Origin of the sequence: Dorea sp. AF36-15AT (genome assembly GCF_003477705.1) — a bacterium.
Classification (GTDB): Bacteria; Bacillota; Clostridia; order Lachnospirales; family Lachnospiraceae; genus Claveliimonas; species Claveliimonas ammoniilytica.
The window spans coordinates 67,125-83,286 of the sequence record NZ_QUDV01000006.1; the positions used below are offsets into that span (position 1 = coordinate 67,125).

Annotated in this window: 16 protein-coding genes; all 16 read left to right on the plus strand. The window is 45.7% G+C overall.

Annotated elements, in window-relative coordinates; genetic code table 11:
- Window positions 1-127 precede the first annotated feature (127 nt).
- The 16 genes from DWZ93_RS09805 (at window position 128) to DWZ93_RS09880 (ending at window position 16,160) form a co-directional block, all read left to right on the plus strand.
- Window positions 128-610, plus strand: coding sequence for a hypothetical protein (locus DWZ93_RS09805; protein WP_118382735.1), 483 nt, complete (start codon window positions 128-130; stop codon window positions 608-610).
- A 278-nt stretch (window positions 611-888) separates the two neighbouring features.
- Window positions 889-1,953: a cobalt-precorrin 5A hydrolase gene (locus tag DWZ93_RS09810; protein ID WP_118452792.1), complete on the plus strand. Its 1,065-nt coding sequence runs from the start codon at window positions 889-891 to the stop codon at window positions 1,951-1,953.
- A 481-nt stretch (window positions 1,954-2,434) separates the two neighbouring features.
- Window positions 2,435-3,229, plus strand: coding sequence for a precorrin-6A reductase (gene cobK / locus DWZ93_RS09815; protein WP_118452793.1), 795 nt, complete (start codon window positions 2,435-2,437; stop codon window positions 3,227-3,229).
- A gap of 2 nt (window positions 3,230-3,231) precedes the next feature.
- On the plus strand, window positions 3,232-4,392 hold the full coding sequence (cbiD, locus tag DWZ93_RS09820; protein ID WP_118452794.1) for a cobalt-precorrin-5B (C(1))-methyltransferase CbiD: 1,161 nt from the start codon (window positions 3,232-3,234) through the stop codon (window positions 4,390-4,392).
- Entirely contained in the window at window positions 4,392-5,096 is a 705-nt protein-coding gene (gene cobI, locus DWZ93_RS09825; protein ID WP_118452795.1) for a precorrin-2 C(20)-methyltransferase, read from the plus strand. Before cbiD ends, cobI begins: the two co-directional genes overlap by 1 nt.
- Window positions 5,093-6,595, plus strand: coding sequence for a precorrin-4 C(11)-methyltransferase (gene cobM, locus DWZ93_RS09830; RefSeq protein ID WP_118452796.1), 1,503 nt, complete (start codon window positions 5,093-5,095; stop codon window positions 6,593-6,595). Before cobI ends, cobM begins: the two co-directional genes overlap by 4 nt.
- Window positions 6,588-7,823, plus strand: coding sequence for a precorrin-6Y C5,15-methyltransferase (decarboxylating) subunit CbiT (gene cbiT, locus DWZ93_RS09835; RefSeq protein ID WP_118452797.1), 1,236 nt, complete (start codon window positions 6,588-6,590; stop codon window positions 7,821-7,823). The genes cobM and cbiT overlap by 8 nt, the downstream gene beginning before the upstream one ends.
- Window positions 7,820-9,220: a cobyrinate a,c-diamide synthase gene (locus DWZ93_RS09840; protein WP_118452798.1), complete on the plus strand. Its 1,401-nt coding sequence runs from the start codon at window positions 7,820-7,822 to the stop codon at window positions 9,218-9,220. Before cbiT ends, DWZ93_RS09840 begins: the two co-directional genes overlap by 4 nt.
- Before the next feature lie 12 nt (window positions 9,221-9,232).
- Window positions 9,233-10,288, plus strand: a complete 1,056-nt coding sequence (cobT, locus tag DWZ93_RS09845) for a nicotinate-nucleotide--dimethylbenzimidazole phosphoribosyltransferase (protein WP_118452799.1) — start codon at window positions 9,233-9,235, stop codon at window positions 10,286-10,288.
- A 14-nt stretch (window positions 10,289-10,302) separates the two neighbouring features.
- Window positions 10,303-11,064 (plus strand): adenosylcobinamide-GDP ribazoletransferase, encoded by a 762-nt coding sequence (locus tag DWZ93_RS09850; protein ID WP_118452800.1) that lies wholly within the window; start codon window positions 10,303-10,305, stop codon window positions 11,062-11,064.
- A 3-nt stretch (window positions 11,065-11,067) separates the two neighbouring features.
- Window positions 11,068-11,688 carry a histidine phosphatase family protein gene (locus DWZ93_RS09855; RefSeq protein ID WP_118452801.1) on the plus strand — a complete coding sequence of 207 codons (621 nt, stop codon included), beginning with the start codon at window positions 11,068-11,070 and terminating at the stop codon, window positions 11,686-11,688.
- Window positions 11,685-12,647 carry an adenosylcobinamide-phosphate synthase CbiB gene (gene cbiB, locus DWZ93_RS09860; protein ID WP_118452802.1) on the plus strand — a complete coding sequence of 321 codons (963 nt, stop codon included), beginning with the start codon at window positions 11,685-11,687 and terminating at the stop codon, window positions 12,645-12,647. The genes DWZ93_RS09855 and cbiB overlap by 4 nt, the downstream gene beginning before the upstream one ends.
- Window positions 12,648-12,674: 27 nt before the next feature.
- Window positions 12,675-13,739 (plus strand): pyridoxal phosphate-dependent aminotransferase, encoded by a 1,065-nt coding sequence (locus DWZ93_RS09865; RefSeq protein ID WP_118452803.1) that lies wholly within the window; start codon window positions 12,675-12,677, stop codon window positions 13,737-13,739.
- Between the two features lie 11 nt (window positions 13,740-13,750).
- Window positions 13,751-15,253, plus strand: coding sequence for a cobyric acid synthase (locus DWZ93_RS09870; RefSeq protein WP_118452804.1), 1,503 nt, complete (start codon window positions 13,751-13,753; stop codon window positions 15,251-15,253).
- Window positions 15,253-15,783, plus strand: coding sequence for a bifunctional adenosylcobinamide kinase/adenosylcobinamide-phosphate guanylyltransferase (locus DWZ93_RS09875; RefSeq protein WP_118452805.1), 531 nt, complete (start codon window positions 15,253-15,255; stop codon window positions 15,781-15,783). Before DWZ93_RS09870 ends, DWZ93_RS09875 begins: the two co-directional genes overlap by 1 nt.
- On the plus strand, window positions 15,780-16,160 hold the full coding sequence (locus DWZ93_RS09880) for a bifunctional adenosylcobinamide kinase/adenosylcobinamide-phosphate guanylyltransferase (RefSeq protein ID WP_118452806.1): 381 nt from the start codon (window positions 15,780-15,782) through the stop codon (window positions 16,158-16,160). The genes DWZ93_RS09875 and DWZ93_RS09880 overlap by 4 nt, the downstream gene beginning before the upstream one ends.
- Window positions 16,161-16,162 lie beyond the last annotated feature (2 nt).

Here is a 16,162-nt window from a genome sequence, read left to right on the forward strand (position 1 = left end):
TTAGAAATGTATCTTTCCGGGTGAAGATGCCTGTCGCGGAATTCTGCGATTGTCAGATATAGTGCAGTATGATAAGATAATAATGAGAGTAAATTTTATTGATTTTCAAATCTAAAGGAGAAGCAATATGGAAGAGAATAAAGACTATCAAAGCAGCATGGAGTATAGCTATGGAGGGGGTAATGCAACTGTCCAGGCTCCAGTAAAGGAAAATGTCTTTCTGGGTGCAGTGGGTGCCCTGGCAGGAACATTGATCGGAGTTATTTGTATTGTGATCACAGGACAGCTTGGTTACGTTTCGGCACTGTGCGGTGTGGTTATGGGAGTATGTGCCTTGCGCGGCTATCAGATGCTTGGAAAAACAGTGAGTAAAAAGGGAATTATTATTACTCTTATCATTATGATTGTCATGATATATGTCAGCAATTGGATTACTTATGCAATTGCGGTTGCAGATGTATATGACGTGGATTTTTTCACTGCATTTCAGGCAACACCAGAAATTATCAGAGTTGGAGATGTCGCATCAGCATATTATAAAGATCTTGCGATGTTGTATCTGTTTACAGCTTTAGGAGCATTTTCGACAATTAAAAAATGTTTCAAGTAAGCATGAAATATTGAAGTTTGTTTAGGATCGAGCAGGTGTCAGCCTGCTCGATTTTATGTTATACTGTATTGGAAAATATTTATCTCAGTCGAGAAGATTCCCACCTCTTCAGGTGGTGAGTAATAGCAAATTTGTCTCAGTGGGAGTCCAATCTTCGACTGAGATAAACGCTCCGCGAGGATGCGCAGTGATTCTGATAGGAATATGTCAGCTTCGCTGACCAGAATCACGCGCCAAGTCTCACGGACGTTCGACTTGAACTATGGAGAATATTGCTAATGCTTCGGATCTTAAGTTTTACAAAAACAGGAATAGAATTAAATGAAAAGTTATGTAAGAAACTAAATAATGACTCTTGTGCAGGTTATGCGCCAAAACGCATATTGGATAGAAAGGAAGAATTGACTTATCTGCCGGAGAATATACCGGAATGGATTCAGGAGTATTGGGGTGTGGATGATTTCTTGTTCATCGGAGCAGCCGGTATTGCGGTTCGAATGATTGCGCCGAGTGTGAAGGATAAATATACAGATTCTGCGGTACTTGTGATGGATGAGAAAGCACAGCATATTATTCCATTATTGTCCGGACATATGGGCGGAGCCATTCCTCTGGCAGAGCAGATTGCAGACATTACGGGAGCCATTCCGGTGATCACGACAGCTACTGATGTACAGCGGAAGTTCGCTGTAGATGCCTTTGCGAGAGACCACTATCTGAAGATTGCAGACAGGGAGAAAGCGAAGCTGATTTCGGTTGCCGTATTGGAAGGCGAATCTGTAGGAATTTATGTTGAAGATGGTTATCCTCTTCTAAAGCAGAAAGCCATAAAAGAAACGGAGCAGTATACTGAATTAAAATGGTGTGATAGTAAAGACATGCTGAATGAATATGAGTATGGAGTATGTATATCCACAGATACTAAGGATAGTTCAAAGAGAATTCTGGTATTACAGATCGGTAATGTTGTAGCAGGTGTGGGATGCAGAAAAGGAACTGCCATGCAGATCCTGGAACAGGGCATATCTGAGACGATTGCACGGCATGGAATTGATCAGAGGCAGCTGGAAGCCATTGTAAGCATTGACCTGAAAGCAGAAGAAAGAGGGTTGAATGAACTTTCTGAGAAGTGGAAGGTTCCGTTTATCACGTACACTTCAGAGCAGCTTAAGAGTACCGGAGAGGCAAGCAGCAGCTCAGAATTTGTGCAGCAGGTTACCGGAGTGGATAATGTATGCGAACGGGCAGTAAAGTACTATCTGAAGGATGAAAAAGATGGAAAGATTATCCAGGAGAAACTGCGCTTAGATAGGATGACAGTTTCTCTTGGAATGCGGTATTAACTTGTTCATGAGGCTTATATCTCAGTTGATAAGTACAGTGATTGTTGAACTTGTTGAAAAATCAAATGAAAATTACAGGACGTTTACAGTCTGAGTTTTGTCTATGCGCTGGATCGCGTTAGTTATGATTTCTTCTGCGCGTTCACTGTTGCCAGTCTGTAACAGGGCGCGAATGGATTCCAGAAGAATACAAAGTTCCTGATTAGTCAAATTATCACTCACTTTCCATACCACCTTTCTTATAATGTATACAATACGAATCTATAACTATTTGTAATTACATCATATCAAAAGGAAAAATAAATGTAAAGATATAAGCCTTAGGAAATAGTTAATGAAAATATAAATTACATAAATGATATACTTTCGAAATACATATGTCAATATGTTTTTTGCGAGAGTTGCGTATTTCCTATGAAAATGATAAAATCGTGACAGAATATACATAGACATACAGATGATATAACAGGGTGGAGTGTACATGAAGATTTTAGTATTTGCGGGTACAACGGAAGGAAGAAGAATTGCGGAGTACCTGAATGATACCGTAGCGGACAGCTACGTCAGCGTGGCAACTGAATATGGCGGCAGACTTTTGGAGGAGTATCAGCATCTTCATCTGCTTACCGGACGGATGGATGAGGATGACATCACAGCATTTCTGAGTGAGAAAGAGATTGATCTGGTGATAGATGCGACGCACCCATTTGCTGTTCTTGTAACCGGTAACATTAAGCGAGCGTGTGAGCGGGCAGAGGTACGGTATCTTCGTTGCCTGAGGGAAGAGGAACATTTGGCAGAGGAGATGGAGCCAAACAGTGATGCAGACTGCACTGTGGTCTGGGTGGACTCTGTAAAACAAGCGATAGAGTATCTTAATAACACCAAAGGAAATATATTTATTTCTACTGGAAGCAAAGAACTGGGATTATATACGGAACTGGATGATTATCAAGAGCGTTGTTATGTGAGAGTATTATCAGTCTGGGAATCGGTGAAGAAGAGTATGGAACTTGGATTTGACGGAAAGCATCTGATTGCTATGCAGGGACCGTTTTCCAAAGAATTGAATGTCGCAATGCTCAGACAGACAGAAGCAGATTATTTTGTAACAAAAGAATCTGGCAAGACCGGAGGATTTGAAGAAAAATATGAAGCGGCTATGGAGACAGGGACTGTACTTGTCGTTGTGGGAAGGCCGGAAGAAGAAGGCTTCGGTGTGGAAGAGGTGTGTCAGAAGATTGCAGGACAGCTTGCGGATGAGCAGGAGGAATAGAGATGGCTAATACATCAATAGTCTGGAAGAATCAGACAAAACTTCGAACCGGATACACAACGGGGAGTTGTGCTGCAGCAGCAGCAAAGGCAGCTACTCATATGCTGGTGTCTGGAGAAGTGGTTGGAGAAGTATCGTTAGTGACGCCTGCTGGTATCCGCCTATATCTGGAAGTGGAAGATATTGTGAAAGAAAATAATTATGTCAGTTGCGCTATCCGTAAAGACAGCGGAGATGATCCGGATGTGACGAACGGTATACTGGTGTATGCTAGGGTGACATTTGCACAAGACGATGTAGTAAAAAGTAAAGTGATATTAGAAGCCGGTGAAGGTATCGGTCGCGTGACGCAGAAAGGGCTGGAACAGAGTATCGGAGATCCGGCGATTAATCTGGTGCCACGCAGGATGATCCGTGAGGCAGTAGAAGAAGAACTTCAGAAAGCCGGGATTGACTGTGGAGTCCGGGTGATGATATGGGTGCCGGACGGCGCGGAGATTGCGAGGAAGACATTTAATCCGAAGCTTGGTATTGAGGGCGGTATTTCAATTCTGGGGACAACCGGAATCGTGGAACCTATGAGCGAGAAAGCTCTGACAGATACGATTTTTGTAGAAATGAAGGTGCGCAGAGAGAATGGCATGGATTATTGTTATGTAGTGCCGGGCAATTATGGATCAGATTTTCTGCATGATACGTTGGGGTATCAGGAAGATGCTGCAGTAAAATGCAGTAATTATGTAGGAGAAGTGATTGATGATGCGGTACGGCTTCAGATGAAAGGAATTCTGCTGGTAGGCCATATTGGCAAATTCATCAAGTTGGCTGCCGGGATCATGAATACACATTCCAGACAGGCAGATGGGCGTATGGAGATTCTTGCAGCGCATGCTGCAATGGCAGGAGGCTCCAGAGAACTGATCTGTCAGTTGATGGAATGTATTACCACCACGGCGGCATTGGAATTGTTGGAAAAAGAAGGTATACTAAAAGAAGTCATGTCTACAGTGATGATTAAGATCGAGGAACATCTGAAACACCGGGCAGGAGACGTACTGGAGATTGGTGCAGTCATGTTTTCCAAAGAAATGGGAATTCTTGGCAAGACTTCTGATGCAGACAGACTTGCGCAGAAGATTCAGAGCAGAAAGAAGAATGTATAATGGATAAAGGTATACTATACGGCGTAGGAGTCGGACCGGGGGATCCGGAACTGCTGACGATAAAAGCTTTAAAGGTGATAAAGGAGTGTGATGCAATTGCACTTCCAGTGTCTGGTACAGCAGATAAAACACAGATTACAGCATATCAGATTGTGTGGAAAATATATCCAGATATTAACAAGAAAAGAATTATATTTCTTTCTATGCCGATGACAAAAGATAAGAAAGCATTACAGCAGGTGCATGCAGAAGGTGCAGAGCAGGTGTGCAGGAAATTAGACAAAGGAGAGAATGTTGCATTTCTTACATTGGGAGATGTAAGTATTTATTCAACGTTCCTGTACATACAGAAACTGGTGGAAGCATCTGGCTATGAGACGCGTGTGATACCGGGAGTACCGTCATTTTGCGCAGCGGCGGCAGTGCTTAAGACGGGGCTTGGAGAAATGGGTGATTCAATTCATATCTTGCCGGGTTCTTATGATATCAGCGAAGGAATGGAACTTTCAGGTACAAAGATTCTGATGAAGTCGGGAAGTAAGATTGGTCAGGTGAAAGAAGAACTGAAGAAGTATGACGGTCAGATACAGATGGTTACAAACTGTGGAATGGAAGAGGAACAGATATATCATTCGCTGGAAGAGATCCCGGAACAGGCGGGATATTATTCATTGATTATTGCAAAAGAAGGAGAAAAACGATGATTTGGTTTGTAGGGGCAGGACCTGGAGCAGAAGATCTGATTACCGTCCGGGGACAGAGATTATTAATGGAAGCAGACCTGGTGATCTATGCAGGATCGCTGGTGAATCCAGAATTATTAAAGTGCTGCAAAGAAAGCTGTGAAATCCGCAACAGTGCATTTATGACATTGGAGCAGGTGATTGATGCAATGGTACAGGCTGAGGAAGATGGTAAAAAAGTCGTACGTCTGCATACAGGAGATCCTTCTTTATATGGAGCGATTCGCGAACAGATGGATCTGTTGGATGAAAAACAGATTACGTATCAGGTGTGTCCGGGAGTCAGTTCCTTTAGCGGAGCGGCTGCAGCATTGCAGACAGAATATACCCTGCCAGACGTATCCCAGTCGGTGGTTATCACCAGAATGGCGGGACGTACACCGGTTCCGGAGAAGGAATCTGTGAGAAGCTTTGCAGAACATGGAGCAACCATGGTGCTGTTTTTAAGTACCGGATTGATCGGAAAGCTTACGGAAGAATTACTTGCCGGAGGATATACGGAAGATACCCCGGCAGCGATCGTATATAAAGCGACCTGGCCGGAAGAGAAAGTGTTCCGCTGTACGGTTGGGACGCTGAAGCAGACTGCGGATGAAAATCAGATTACCAGAACGGCATTGATCGTGGTGGGGAATGTATTGGATTGTGAATATCGGAGAAGCGATCTGTATCATCCGGAGTTTTCTACAGGATATCGGAGTGCACATGCGAAAAAAGAGGTATCAGGACATAAGCGGATCTATGTGATCGGTATGGGACCGGGGAATCGGAACAGCATGACCTATGAGGCAGCAGAGGTGATCGAGCGGTGTCAGGTGATTGCGGGCTATACAGTCTATGCAGACCTGTTAAAAAAAGAGTATCCGGGCAAAGAATATCTGACAACGCCGATGCGTCAGGAGACACAGAGATGTCAGCTTGCATTTGAAGAGGCTGCAAAAGGAAAAGAAGTGGCAATGGTATGCAGTGGGGATGCCGGGGTATATGGCATGGCTGGTCTGATGTATCAGATCGGTCAGGAATACCCGAATGTCGAGATAGAGGTGGTTCCTGGCGTGACAGCGGCATTGTCCGGTGGTGCAGTACTTGGTGCGCCATTGATGCATGACTTTGCTGTGATCAGTCTGAGTGATCTGCTGACTCCTTGGGAGAAGATTGAGAAGCGTCTGCTTATGGCATCGAAGGCGGATCTTGTAATCTGTCTCTATAATCCGTCTAGCAGAAAGCGTGCGGATTATCTGCAGAAAGCATGTGATCTGATGATGCAGTATAAAGCACCGGAGACTGTGTGTGGAATCGTACGCAATATCGGACGTGACGGAGAGTCCGCTGAGATTATGAGTTTGGCAGAACTTAGAAATAAAAAAGTTGACATGTTCACGACTGTATATATTGGAAACCAGGAAACAATAGAATTAAATGGGAAAATGGTAACACCAAGAGGATATCGCAATGTGTGATAAAATATGCGAAAGCGGATGTAGTGCAGTACTTATCGGCGCCGGGATGGGAAATGAAAATATGCTGACTCTGGACGCAAGAACCCAGATCGAGCAGGCAGATGCCTGTATCGGAGCGGTGCGTCTTCTGGAAGTATGCCCGAAAGAGAAACCGAAGTTTGCAGAGTATCGATCTGTGGAAATTATAAAGATTATAAAAGGACACCCGGAATATAGCAGATGGGCGATTGTCTTGTCTGGTGATGTGGGATTCTACAGTGGTGCGAAGGCATTGACGCAGGCATGTAAGGAGGCTGAGATTCCGGTCGATATCGTACCAGGGATCGCATCAGTTGTCTATCTGGCAGCGAAGCTTGGTGTATCCTGGGAAGATGCAGCTCTTCGCAGTATCCATGGCAGGAATCAGAATATTATCTATGCCATCGATCATCATACGAAGACATTTCTTCTGCTGGACAGGAAAAGCGGAACGGAGTTTTGTGAACAGATCCGGGAATATGGTATAGAAGATCTGATCTGTCATATAGGTGTCCGTCTATCATATGGGGATGAAACGATACGAACGATATCTGCCGGAGAACTGACGCCGGAAGATCTGGGAGAGCTTTCTACCATGTTGATTGAGAATCCGCATCCTGCGGAATCCGTATCGGCTCACTTGCCGGATGACGCATTTATCCGCAGTCAGGAAGGACATGTGGTGCCGATGACAAAGGCAGAAGTCCGGGCAGTCAGTATGGCCAAGCTTGGACTTACCAGAGAGGCAGTTTTTTATGATATTGGCGCCGGCACAGGTTCTGTATCAATTGAGGCGGCACTTCATGGGGAGCAGGTGCAGGTGTATGCGATTGAACAGCGAGAAGATGCGTGTGATCTAATCCGGGCAAACAGACGAAAGTTTCGGGCGGCACAGGTTCAGGTAATCCATGGAAGTGCGCCGGAGGCAATGGAAGGACTTCCGGCACCTACACATGCATTTATTGGTGGAAGCACAGGACATCTCCATGACATTATCCGTATGTTGAAGGAGAAAAATCCAGAAGTAACCGTAGTGATCAATGCGATATCCTTAGAAACAGTAGAAGAAGTGATGTGTGCAGTCAGATCAGGATTGCTGACAGATCCGGAGATTGTTCAGATGAACGTGGCTGCGTCCAGAGTATTGGGAAGATATCATATGATGACCGGACAGAATCCGGTGTATATTATTACGGAGAGAAAACAATGACAAAGCGACCGGGAATCCTGCTGGCAGCTCCATCCAGTGGCAGCGGCAAGACAATTGCTGCCTGTGGACTGATGGCTGCATTCAGGCAGATGGGGAAAAATATCCGGGCATGCAAATGCGGACCGGATTATATCGATCCGATGTTTCATCGGACAGTGCTTGGGATAGAATCTGAAAATCTGGATCTGTTTTTCAGCAGTAAAGAAGAGCTGCGGGAGATCTACCAGAATCATGGAAATGGTGCTGATCTGGTTGTGACGGAAGGCGTTATGGGGTATTATGATGGTATTTCATTTGGAAGTATGAATGGCAGTGCATGGGATATTGCCGGGGTACTGGAGCTTCCGGTCATATTGGTTGTTCCATGCCGTGGGATGGCATCTTCTGTACTGGCACTGTTGAAAGGATTTCTGGAATATCAGAAGGACAGCCATATCAGAGGCATTATCCTGAACCGTATTTCGCCGATGCTTTATCCGCGGATGAAAGAGATGCTGGATCATGGACTTGTGGATATGGGACATCCGGAGGTGAAGATCCTTGGGTATCTTCCAGAGAAAGAATGCTTTCGATTGGAGAGCAGACATCTGGGACTTGTAACACCGCAGGAGCTGACTGGATTAAAAAGTCAGCTTCAGGAAGCGGGAATGACAATCGCAGAGACAGTCGATCTGCCAGAGATTCTGAAAATTGCAGAACAGGCAGAGTGCCTGGAAGAAGAGAATCTGATAAAAAAAGAAGTGAATGGAAAGCAGAAGGTGCGCGTGGCTGTTGCCAGAGACGAAGCATTTTGCTTTTACTATAAAGAGAATATGAAATTACTGGAACAGGCCGGATGTGAACTGGTGCCATTCAGTCCTTTGGAGGATGAGACATTGCCGGAAGGCTGTTGTGGATTGATTCTCGGGGGCGGTTATCCTGAACTATACGGTGCCAGATTGGAGGAAAATGAAGGCTTGCGCAGGGAAATACGGGAGAAGATCGCAGACGGCATGCCATGTCTTGCAGAATGTGGTGGGTTTCAGTATTTGCAGGATGGACTGACGGATGCGGAAGGATACAGTTATCGTATGGCAGGAGTTATTCCGTCAGAGAGCAGTAATCAGGGGAGACTTGTGCGTTTCGGATATGCGACTATTGAGGCAGAGCAGGATGGCGCATTTTTAAAGAAAGGCGAACAGATACGGGCGCATGAATTTCATCACTGGGACAGTACAGATAATGGAGATAGCTGTCTGGCAGTGAAGCCGGATGGGAAGAGAAGATGGCAGTGTATACACATGAAAGGGAATCTGATGGCAGGCTATCCACACCTCTATTACCGCTCGCACCCGGAACTGGTGGAACGATATGTGAAAGCCTGCACAGAATATTCCAAAAAAGGAACCAGACGATAAAGGAAGCTAACTATGACATTAGAAGAATTACAAGAAGAGATACAGCCGGCTGATCAGGATGTGGTCAGACTGTCGAAAGAACGATGGATGAAGGTTGGGAAACCGCTGTTCAGCCTGGGTAAGCTGGAACAGCAGATTACCCGGATTGCCGGGATAAAACGGATTGCATGCTATGAAATTAAGAAGAAAGCATTGGTTGTCATGTGTGCCGATAATGGTGTGGTGGCAGAAGGCGTGACACAGACCGGGCAGGAGGTTACGGCAATTGTGGCAGAGAATTTCAGCCGTCATGAGACCAGTGCCTGTCTGATGGCAGAGGTGGCTGGCGTGGACATTTATCCGGTAGATATCGGTATGAACACGGATGTAAAGAATGTAACCAGAAAAAATGAAAAGACTGCATATGGAACGAAGAACTTTGCAAAAGAGCCTGCTATGACACGAGAACAGCTCTGGCAGGCAATCGAGACCGGCATTCGTATCGCCGGAGAGAAGAAGCAGGAGGGATATGATATTCTGCTGACAGGCGAGATGGGGATTGGCAATACAACGACCAGCAGTGCAGTGGCATCAGTACTTCTTAACCGTGATCCGGCAGTGATGACCGGGAAGGGAGCCGGTCTGGATGATGATGGTCTTAAGCGTAAGATTCATGTAATCGAGGATGCAATCGGACGATATAATCTCCGGCAAGCGGATGTGCTTACGGTGATGGCATCGGTTGGTGGATATGATATCGCAGGACTCTGCGGACTTTGTATTGGTGGAGCACGTTATCATATACCGGTCGTGCTGGATGGATTTATATCCGGGGTGGCAGCTCTTTGTGCAGTCCATTTGATTCCAGCTGTGGCGGATTATCTGATCCCATCGCATGTATCCAAAGAGCCGGCAGCTCATTATGTATTAGATGAACTCGGACTGTCACCGCTCATCACCTGTGATATGTGTCTTGGAGAAGGAAGCGGTGCAGTTGCTGTGATCCCCCTGTTGGAGATGGGATTGAAAGTCTACGGAGATATGGGGACATTTGAGGATATAAAGGTAGAGCAGTATAAGGTATTGTAATTCAGGAGAAATATATGAGTATTATAAATTCATTTTTTATCGCATTATCGATGTATTCCAGAATACCGGTTCCGAGAGTGGACTGGGAAAAAGAAAATATGCGATATGCCATGTGCTTTTTTCCCATGATTGGAGTTGTCATCGGAGTAGTTATGTATCTGGCAGGTTGGCTGCTGGATAAGACGTCTGTGGGCGGTCTGTTCCGTGGTGTGGTATTTACCTTGATTCCGATCATAATCACCGGAGGCATTCATATGGACGGTTTCATGGATACCATGGATGCGCTCGGATCCTGGGGAGACCGGGAAAAGAAGTTGGAGATTCTGAAGGATTCTCATGCGGGTGCATTTGCTATATTGGGAATGGGTTGTTATCTGATGTGGAGTGTGGCAGTATGGAGTGAACTTCCGGCAGAAGTGCTGAGAGTGTGCGGTGTAAGTTTTGTCCTTTCCAGAGCACTCAGTGGGTTCAGCGTAGTTACATTTCCGGCGGCAAGAAATAGTGGGTTGTTGAAGATGTTTCAGGACGGAGCACAGAAAAAAGTTGTCAGGATTACGATGTGTCTGTATGTGGCAGCAGCAGTGATCATGATGGCAGTGATGAACGCACGGGCAATGACAGGAGCTGTTACTGGCGTGATGATCGCATTTCTATATTATATAGTGGTGAGCCGGAAGCAGTTTGGGGGCGTAACAGGAGATCTGGCAGGATTTTTTCTGGAGACGGCAGAGCTTGCAATGTTTACCGGAATTTTAGTGACCTGCATTGGGAGGTAGCAGATGGAGATTATATGGGTACGGCATTTTATGACGCCAGGCAACCGTAAGAGACAATATATAGGAAGTACGGATGAACCACTGGATGAGGAAATGATTCCGCAGGATCTGAAAGACTATCCGAAGATTGATGCACTGACCGTCAGCCCGATGCTCCGATGCAGGCAGACAGCAGAAAGGATCTGGCCGAGTATGCCTTTTGAGACAGAACCGCTGATGCGAGAGTTGGATTTTGGCGAATATGAGCGAAAGACATATGAAGAACTGAAGAACAAGCCAGTATATCAGGCTTGGCTTGATTCCGGTGGTGCAGGTGCATTCCCTGGAGGAGAAGACCGGGAAGATTTTCAGAAGCGCTGCGTACAGGGAGCAGAGAATATGATCAGCAGACTGATTGCGGAAGACTGTAAACGTGCAGGTGTGGTAGTGCACGGTGGGACAATTATGGCGGTGCTGTCTGCATTTGATCCTGAGAAAAGACCGTTTTACCACTGGCAGGTATGTAACGGCAATGGATATATAACTGATATTGATCCGGAAGAGTGGAAAAAGGGAGTACATCTTTTTTATAATGTCCGGATTCTACACGAGATAGATATAATAGATGGAGAAAAATTACGATGAAGATATTATGTGTCTGCCTGATCGGTATGATACTGGACTGGATATTTGGAGATCCGGTATGGCTGTATCATCCGGTGCGGATTATTGGCAAATGGATATCGTTTTTGGAAAAGATACTCCGGAAGTTTGCCGGAGATCAGGAGGGGAATGAGAAGAAACTATTGATCGCAGGAGGAATATTGTGGATACTTGTGATCCTGACATCAGCAGCAGTGCCGATGGGAATTTTATATCTGGCAGAGAAGCTCAGCCCATGTGCAGCATTTGTGTTGGAGTGTTTCTGGTGCTATCAGCTATTGGCAGCAAGATCACTCGGAAAAGAAAGTAAAAAAGTATATAAGAAATTAATACAGGATGATTTGTCAGGAGCAAGGTTGGCAGTATCGATGATTGTCGGCAGGGATACGGAGAATCTGACAGTGGAAGGCGTGACGAAGGCGGCGGTGGAAACGGTGGCTGAGAATACCAATGATGGGGTGATCGCACCATTAATTTATATGCTGATCGGCGGTCCGATACTTGGATTTGTATATAAGGCAGTCAACACCATGGATTCTATGTTAGGATATAAGAACGAAAAATATTTGTATTTTGGCAGAGTGGCGGCGAAAATGGATGATGTGGCGGGATTTATTCCGGCAAGAATTTCAGCACTGCTTATGATTCTGGCATCCTGTCTGCTTGGGATGGATGGAAAGAATGCATTGTGGATCTGGAAGAGGGATCGAAGAAAACACGCAAGTCCGAATGCAGCGCAGACGGAAGCTGTATGTGCAGGTGCGTTGCAGGTGCAGCTTGCAGGGGATGCCTGGTATTTTGGGAAAAAACATGAGAAAGATACAATCGGGGATCCAATCCGGAACATTGAGCCAAAGGATATCCTACGGTCGGAGAAATTAATGATTGGAACAGAAGTGCTGACATTTCTGCTCTTCGGTGGCATCCGGCTGTTTTTCTAAAGAGTATTTTGACAATAGAGGTATGACATGAAATATACACACGGAGGAGACATCTACACAACTGAATACCGGCTGGATTTTTCGGCAAATATCTGTCCGTTCGGAGCCAATGAAGCAGTTCGCCAGGCAGCAATTCGTGGGATGGAAATGGTGACAGCTTATCCAGACAGTCAGTGTAGGAGATTGCGGCAGAAGCTGGCAGAGACACTGAAGATTCCGGTTGAGTGGATAATTGCGGGAAATGGTGCAGCAGATGTGTTATTTTCTCTGGTGCTGGCAGAAAAGCCGGAAAAGGGGATGATCCTTGCACCGGCATTTCAGGAATATGAACAGTCGCTTTGCAGTGCAGGCAGTCAGGTGATTGTGTGGGAACGGAATCCGGAACAGGGATTCAGGCTGGATGAAGAGTTTTTGGTGTGTCTGGAGAAGGAATTAAAAGAAGGGCTTGGAATAGTTTTCTTCTGTATGCCGGATAATCCGTCCGGTGTACTAATTTCAAAAGATATTCTGCTGCAATCGCTGGAACTGTGTGAGAAGTATTATGCGCGTATGGTTGTGGATGAAAGCTTCTGGGAATTTGCGTTTGACCAGGAAGCGGAGACGATGCTGCCATATATCGGGCAGTTTCAATCACTCTTTTTACTTCGTTCGTTTACAAAAATGTATGGCATTCCGGGACTCAGGCTTGGTTATGGACTATGTTCGGATACAGATCTCCTGGAACGCATGGAAGAAGTCAGACAGCCGTGGGGCGTATCGATCCCGGCGCAGGAAGCAGGAATCGCAGCACTGGATGAAACGGACTGGTGCAGACAGGTAAGAAGTTATGTGACAGAACAGAGAATGTGGCTTGTCGGAGAACTGGAAAGCATGGGATGTAAGGTATATCCGTCGTCAGCCAACTATCTGTTATTCTATCTGGATCAGGAGCTGATGGAACCATTGAAAAGAAAGGGTATCCTGATCCGGAATTGCAGTAATTACCGGGGACTTACAAAAGGGTATTATCGGATCGCAGTAAAGACAGAGGAAGAGAACAGACAGCTGATCGATGCGATACGTGATGTGATAGATAACACGGATTTGAGATAGGAGGATGATAGATGGCAAAGCCGATTATGATACAGGGAACCATGTCAAATGCCGGGAAAAGTGTGCTGACGGGAGGACTTCTGCGGGTGCTTGCGCAGGACGGTGTAAAGGCAGCTCCGTTCAAATCCCAGAATATGGCATTGAATTCATACATTACAGAAGACGGTCTGGAAATGGGAAGGGCGCAGGTAATGCAGGCAGAGGCGGCAGGTATTGAACCAATTGCGGCAATGAATCCAATCCTGTTGAAGCCGACCAATGATACAGGCTCACAGGTGATCATCAATGGAAAAGTGGAAGGAACTATGTCGGCCATGGAATATTACCGGAGAAAGACAGAGTATATTCCGGTGATCATGGAAGCATATGAAAAGCTGTCGAAGCAGTATGATATAATCGTAGTGGAAGGTGCAGGAAGCCCGGCGGAGATTAATCTGAAGACCAATGATATTGTTAATATGGGGTTGGCGAAAATGATCGACGCACCGGTGCTTTTGACCGGAGATATCGACAGAGGAGGTGTGTTTGCGCAGATTGTTGGAACCATTGTGCTGTTAGAGGAGGAAGAAAGGCGACGCATCAAGGGAACTATTATCAATAAATTCCGTGGAGATAAGGAAATCTTACGACCGGGACTGGATATGCTGGTAGAGCGAACTCATGTGCCGGTCTGTGGGGTAGTGCCGTACTTCTATCTGGATATTGACGATGAGGACAGCTTGTCTGAGCGTTTCGCGGGAAAGCAGGGAAATGGACCGATTGATATTGCGGTTATCCGTTTTCCGAGGATTTCGAATTTTACAGATCTGGCTGCGCTTGAATGCAGAGAAGAAGTATCGCTTCGTTATATCAGTCAGTCAGCAGATTTTGGCGAACCGGATCTGGTGATCCTTCCGGGAACTAAGAGTACGATCGCAGATCTTCTGTGGATGCGACAGAATGGATTAGAAGGAAAGATACTCCGCCATGCATCGGCAGGTGGTCTGGTATTTGGCATCTGTGGTGGATATCAGATGCTGGGAGCTGAAGTGCATGATCCTGACGGAGTGGAAGCTGGTGCTGGCAAATGTGTGCGAGGTATGGAACTTCTGCCTGCAAGAACAGTCTTTGAACCGGAAAAGCATCGGACACAGATAACCGGTCATTTTGGTATTGTACAAGGAATATTTGCGGAACTTACGGATGTGCCGTTTACCGGATATGAGATTCATATGGGTCAAACAGAAAAACTGAGAGACACGAGAGATCTTTTGCATCTGGACAATGGAACTGTGGACGGTATGCAGCATGGTAATGTTTATGGATGTTATATTCATGGTATTTTTGATCAGGCTGAGGTGGTAACAGCAGTTCTTAAGGCGATTCTTCGGCGGAAAGGTCTGGATGCAGATCAGGTGAAGAATATTGATCGAAAACAGTATAAAGAAGAACAGTACGATAAGTTGGCAGATATTATCCGGGAGAATCTGGATATGAAGATGGTCTATGAGATCATAGAACGTGGAGGAAAGTAATGCTGCATGTAGTAACCGGAGGCAGCGGAAGCGGGAAATCCGCTTATGCGGAAACAGAACTCCTACGCCTTGCGAAACAAAATAATTGCAAAAAATATTATATTGCTACGATGGAGCCATTTGGAGAAGAGACGCTTAAGAAAATTGAACGTCACCGGGAGATGCGTAAGGATAAAGGGTTCGATACGCTGGAGTGCTATGTGAATCTGAAAGGAACGGCAGAGACGATGACAGATCGTCCGGCGGTTCTGTTGGAGTGTATGTCGAATCTGACGGCAAATGAGATCTATCGACCGGATGGAGCAGGAGAGCGGACCGTGGACAGGATTGTGGACGGTGTGCAGGAACTCTGTGGCAGATGTGAACATGTGGTGATCGTTACCAATGAAGTGTGTTCGGAGTGTACCAGAGATTCAGCGGATATGAACCGGTATAAGAAGATTCTCTCGGAAGTGAACCGCAGGCTTGCACAGAAGGCAGATTGGGTAACGGAAGTGGTCTATGGAATACCAGTGGAGGTAAAGCGATGAAGATGATAATCGGTGGAGCTTATCAGGGACAGCTTGCATGGGCGAAAGCACATTTTCCAGAGATTGCAGATAAAGATTGGATGAATGGAAAAGAGTGCAAAGAAACAGATATATTTACATGCAAAGCTATTTATGGTTTCCATGAATATATACGAAATGTAAAAGAAGAACAGAGAGCTGTACTTGCAGACAAGCTGATCCATCAGAATCCAGGGATTGTTCTGGTCAGTGATGAGATTGGATATGGGTTGGTGCCGATTGATGCAGCCGATCGCTGTTACAGAGAACAGGTAGGGAGGATCTGTACGGAGCTGGCTGCCTTTTCAGATGAAGTGGTGCGTGTGGTCATGGGAATTGGTACAAAGATTAAGGGGTAACG

Coding starts and splice junctions, on each gene's coding strand:
- DWZ93_RS09870 (WP_118452804.1), top strand. CDS start 13,751: ATGGCAAAGCCGATTATGATACAGGGAACCATGTCAAATGCCGGGAAA.
- DWZ93_RS09810 (WP_118452792.1), top strand. CDS start 889: ATGCTTCGGATCTTAAGTTTTACAAAAACAGGAATAGAATTAAATGAA.
- cbiB (WP_118452802.1), top strand. CDS start 11,685: ATGAAGATATTATGTGTCTGCCTGATCGGTATGATACTGGACTGGATA.
- DWZ93_RS09855 (WP_118452801.1), top strand. CDS start 11,068: ATGGAGATTATATGGGTACGGCATTTTATGACGCCAGGCAACCGTAAG.
- DWZ93_RS09880 (WP_118452806.1), top strand. CDS start 15,780: ATGAAGATGATAATCGGTGGAGCTTATCAGGGACAGCTTGCATGGGCG.
- DWZ93_RS09840 (WP_118452798.1), top strand. CDS start 7,820: ATGACAAAGCGACCGGGAATCCTGCTGGCAGCTCCATCCAGTGGCAGC.
- DWZ93_RS09865 (WP_118452803.1), top strand. CDS start 12,675: ATGAAATATACACACGGAGGAGACATCTACACAACTGAATACCGGCTG.
- DWZ93_RS09850 (WP_118452800.1), top strand. CDS start 10,303: ATGAGTATTATAAATTCATTTTTTATCGCATTATCGATGTATTCCAGA.
- cobK (WP_118452793.1), top strand. CDS start 2,435: ATGAAGATTTTAGTATTTGCGGGTACAACGGAAGGAAGAAGAATTGCG.
- cobT (WP_118452799.1), top strand. CDS start 9,233: ATGACATTAGAAGAATTACAAGAAGAGATACAGCCGGCTGATCAGGAT.
- cobM (WP_118452796.1), top strand. CDS start 5,093: ATGATTTGGTTTGTAGGGGCAGGACCTGGAGCAGAAGATCTGATTACC.
- cobI (WP_118452795.1), top strand. CDS start 4,392: ATGGATAAAGGTATACTATACGGCGTAGGAGTCGGACCGGGGGATCCG.
- cbiD (WP_118452794.1), top strand. CDS start 3,232: ATGGCTAATACATCAATAGTCTGGAAGAATCAGACAAAACTTCGAACC.
- DWZ93_RS09875 (WP_118452805.1), top strand. CDS start 15,253: ATGCTGCATGTAGTAACCGGAGGCAGCGGAAGCGGGAAATCCGCTTAT.
- DWZ93_RS09805 (WP_118382735.1), top strand. CDS start 128: ATGGAAGAGAATAAAGACTATCAAAGCAGCATGGAGTATAGCTATGGA.
- cbiT (WP_118452797.1), top strand. CDS start 6,588: ATGTGTGATAAAATATGCGAAAGCGGATGTAGTGCAGTACTTATCGGC.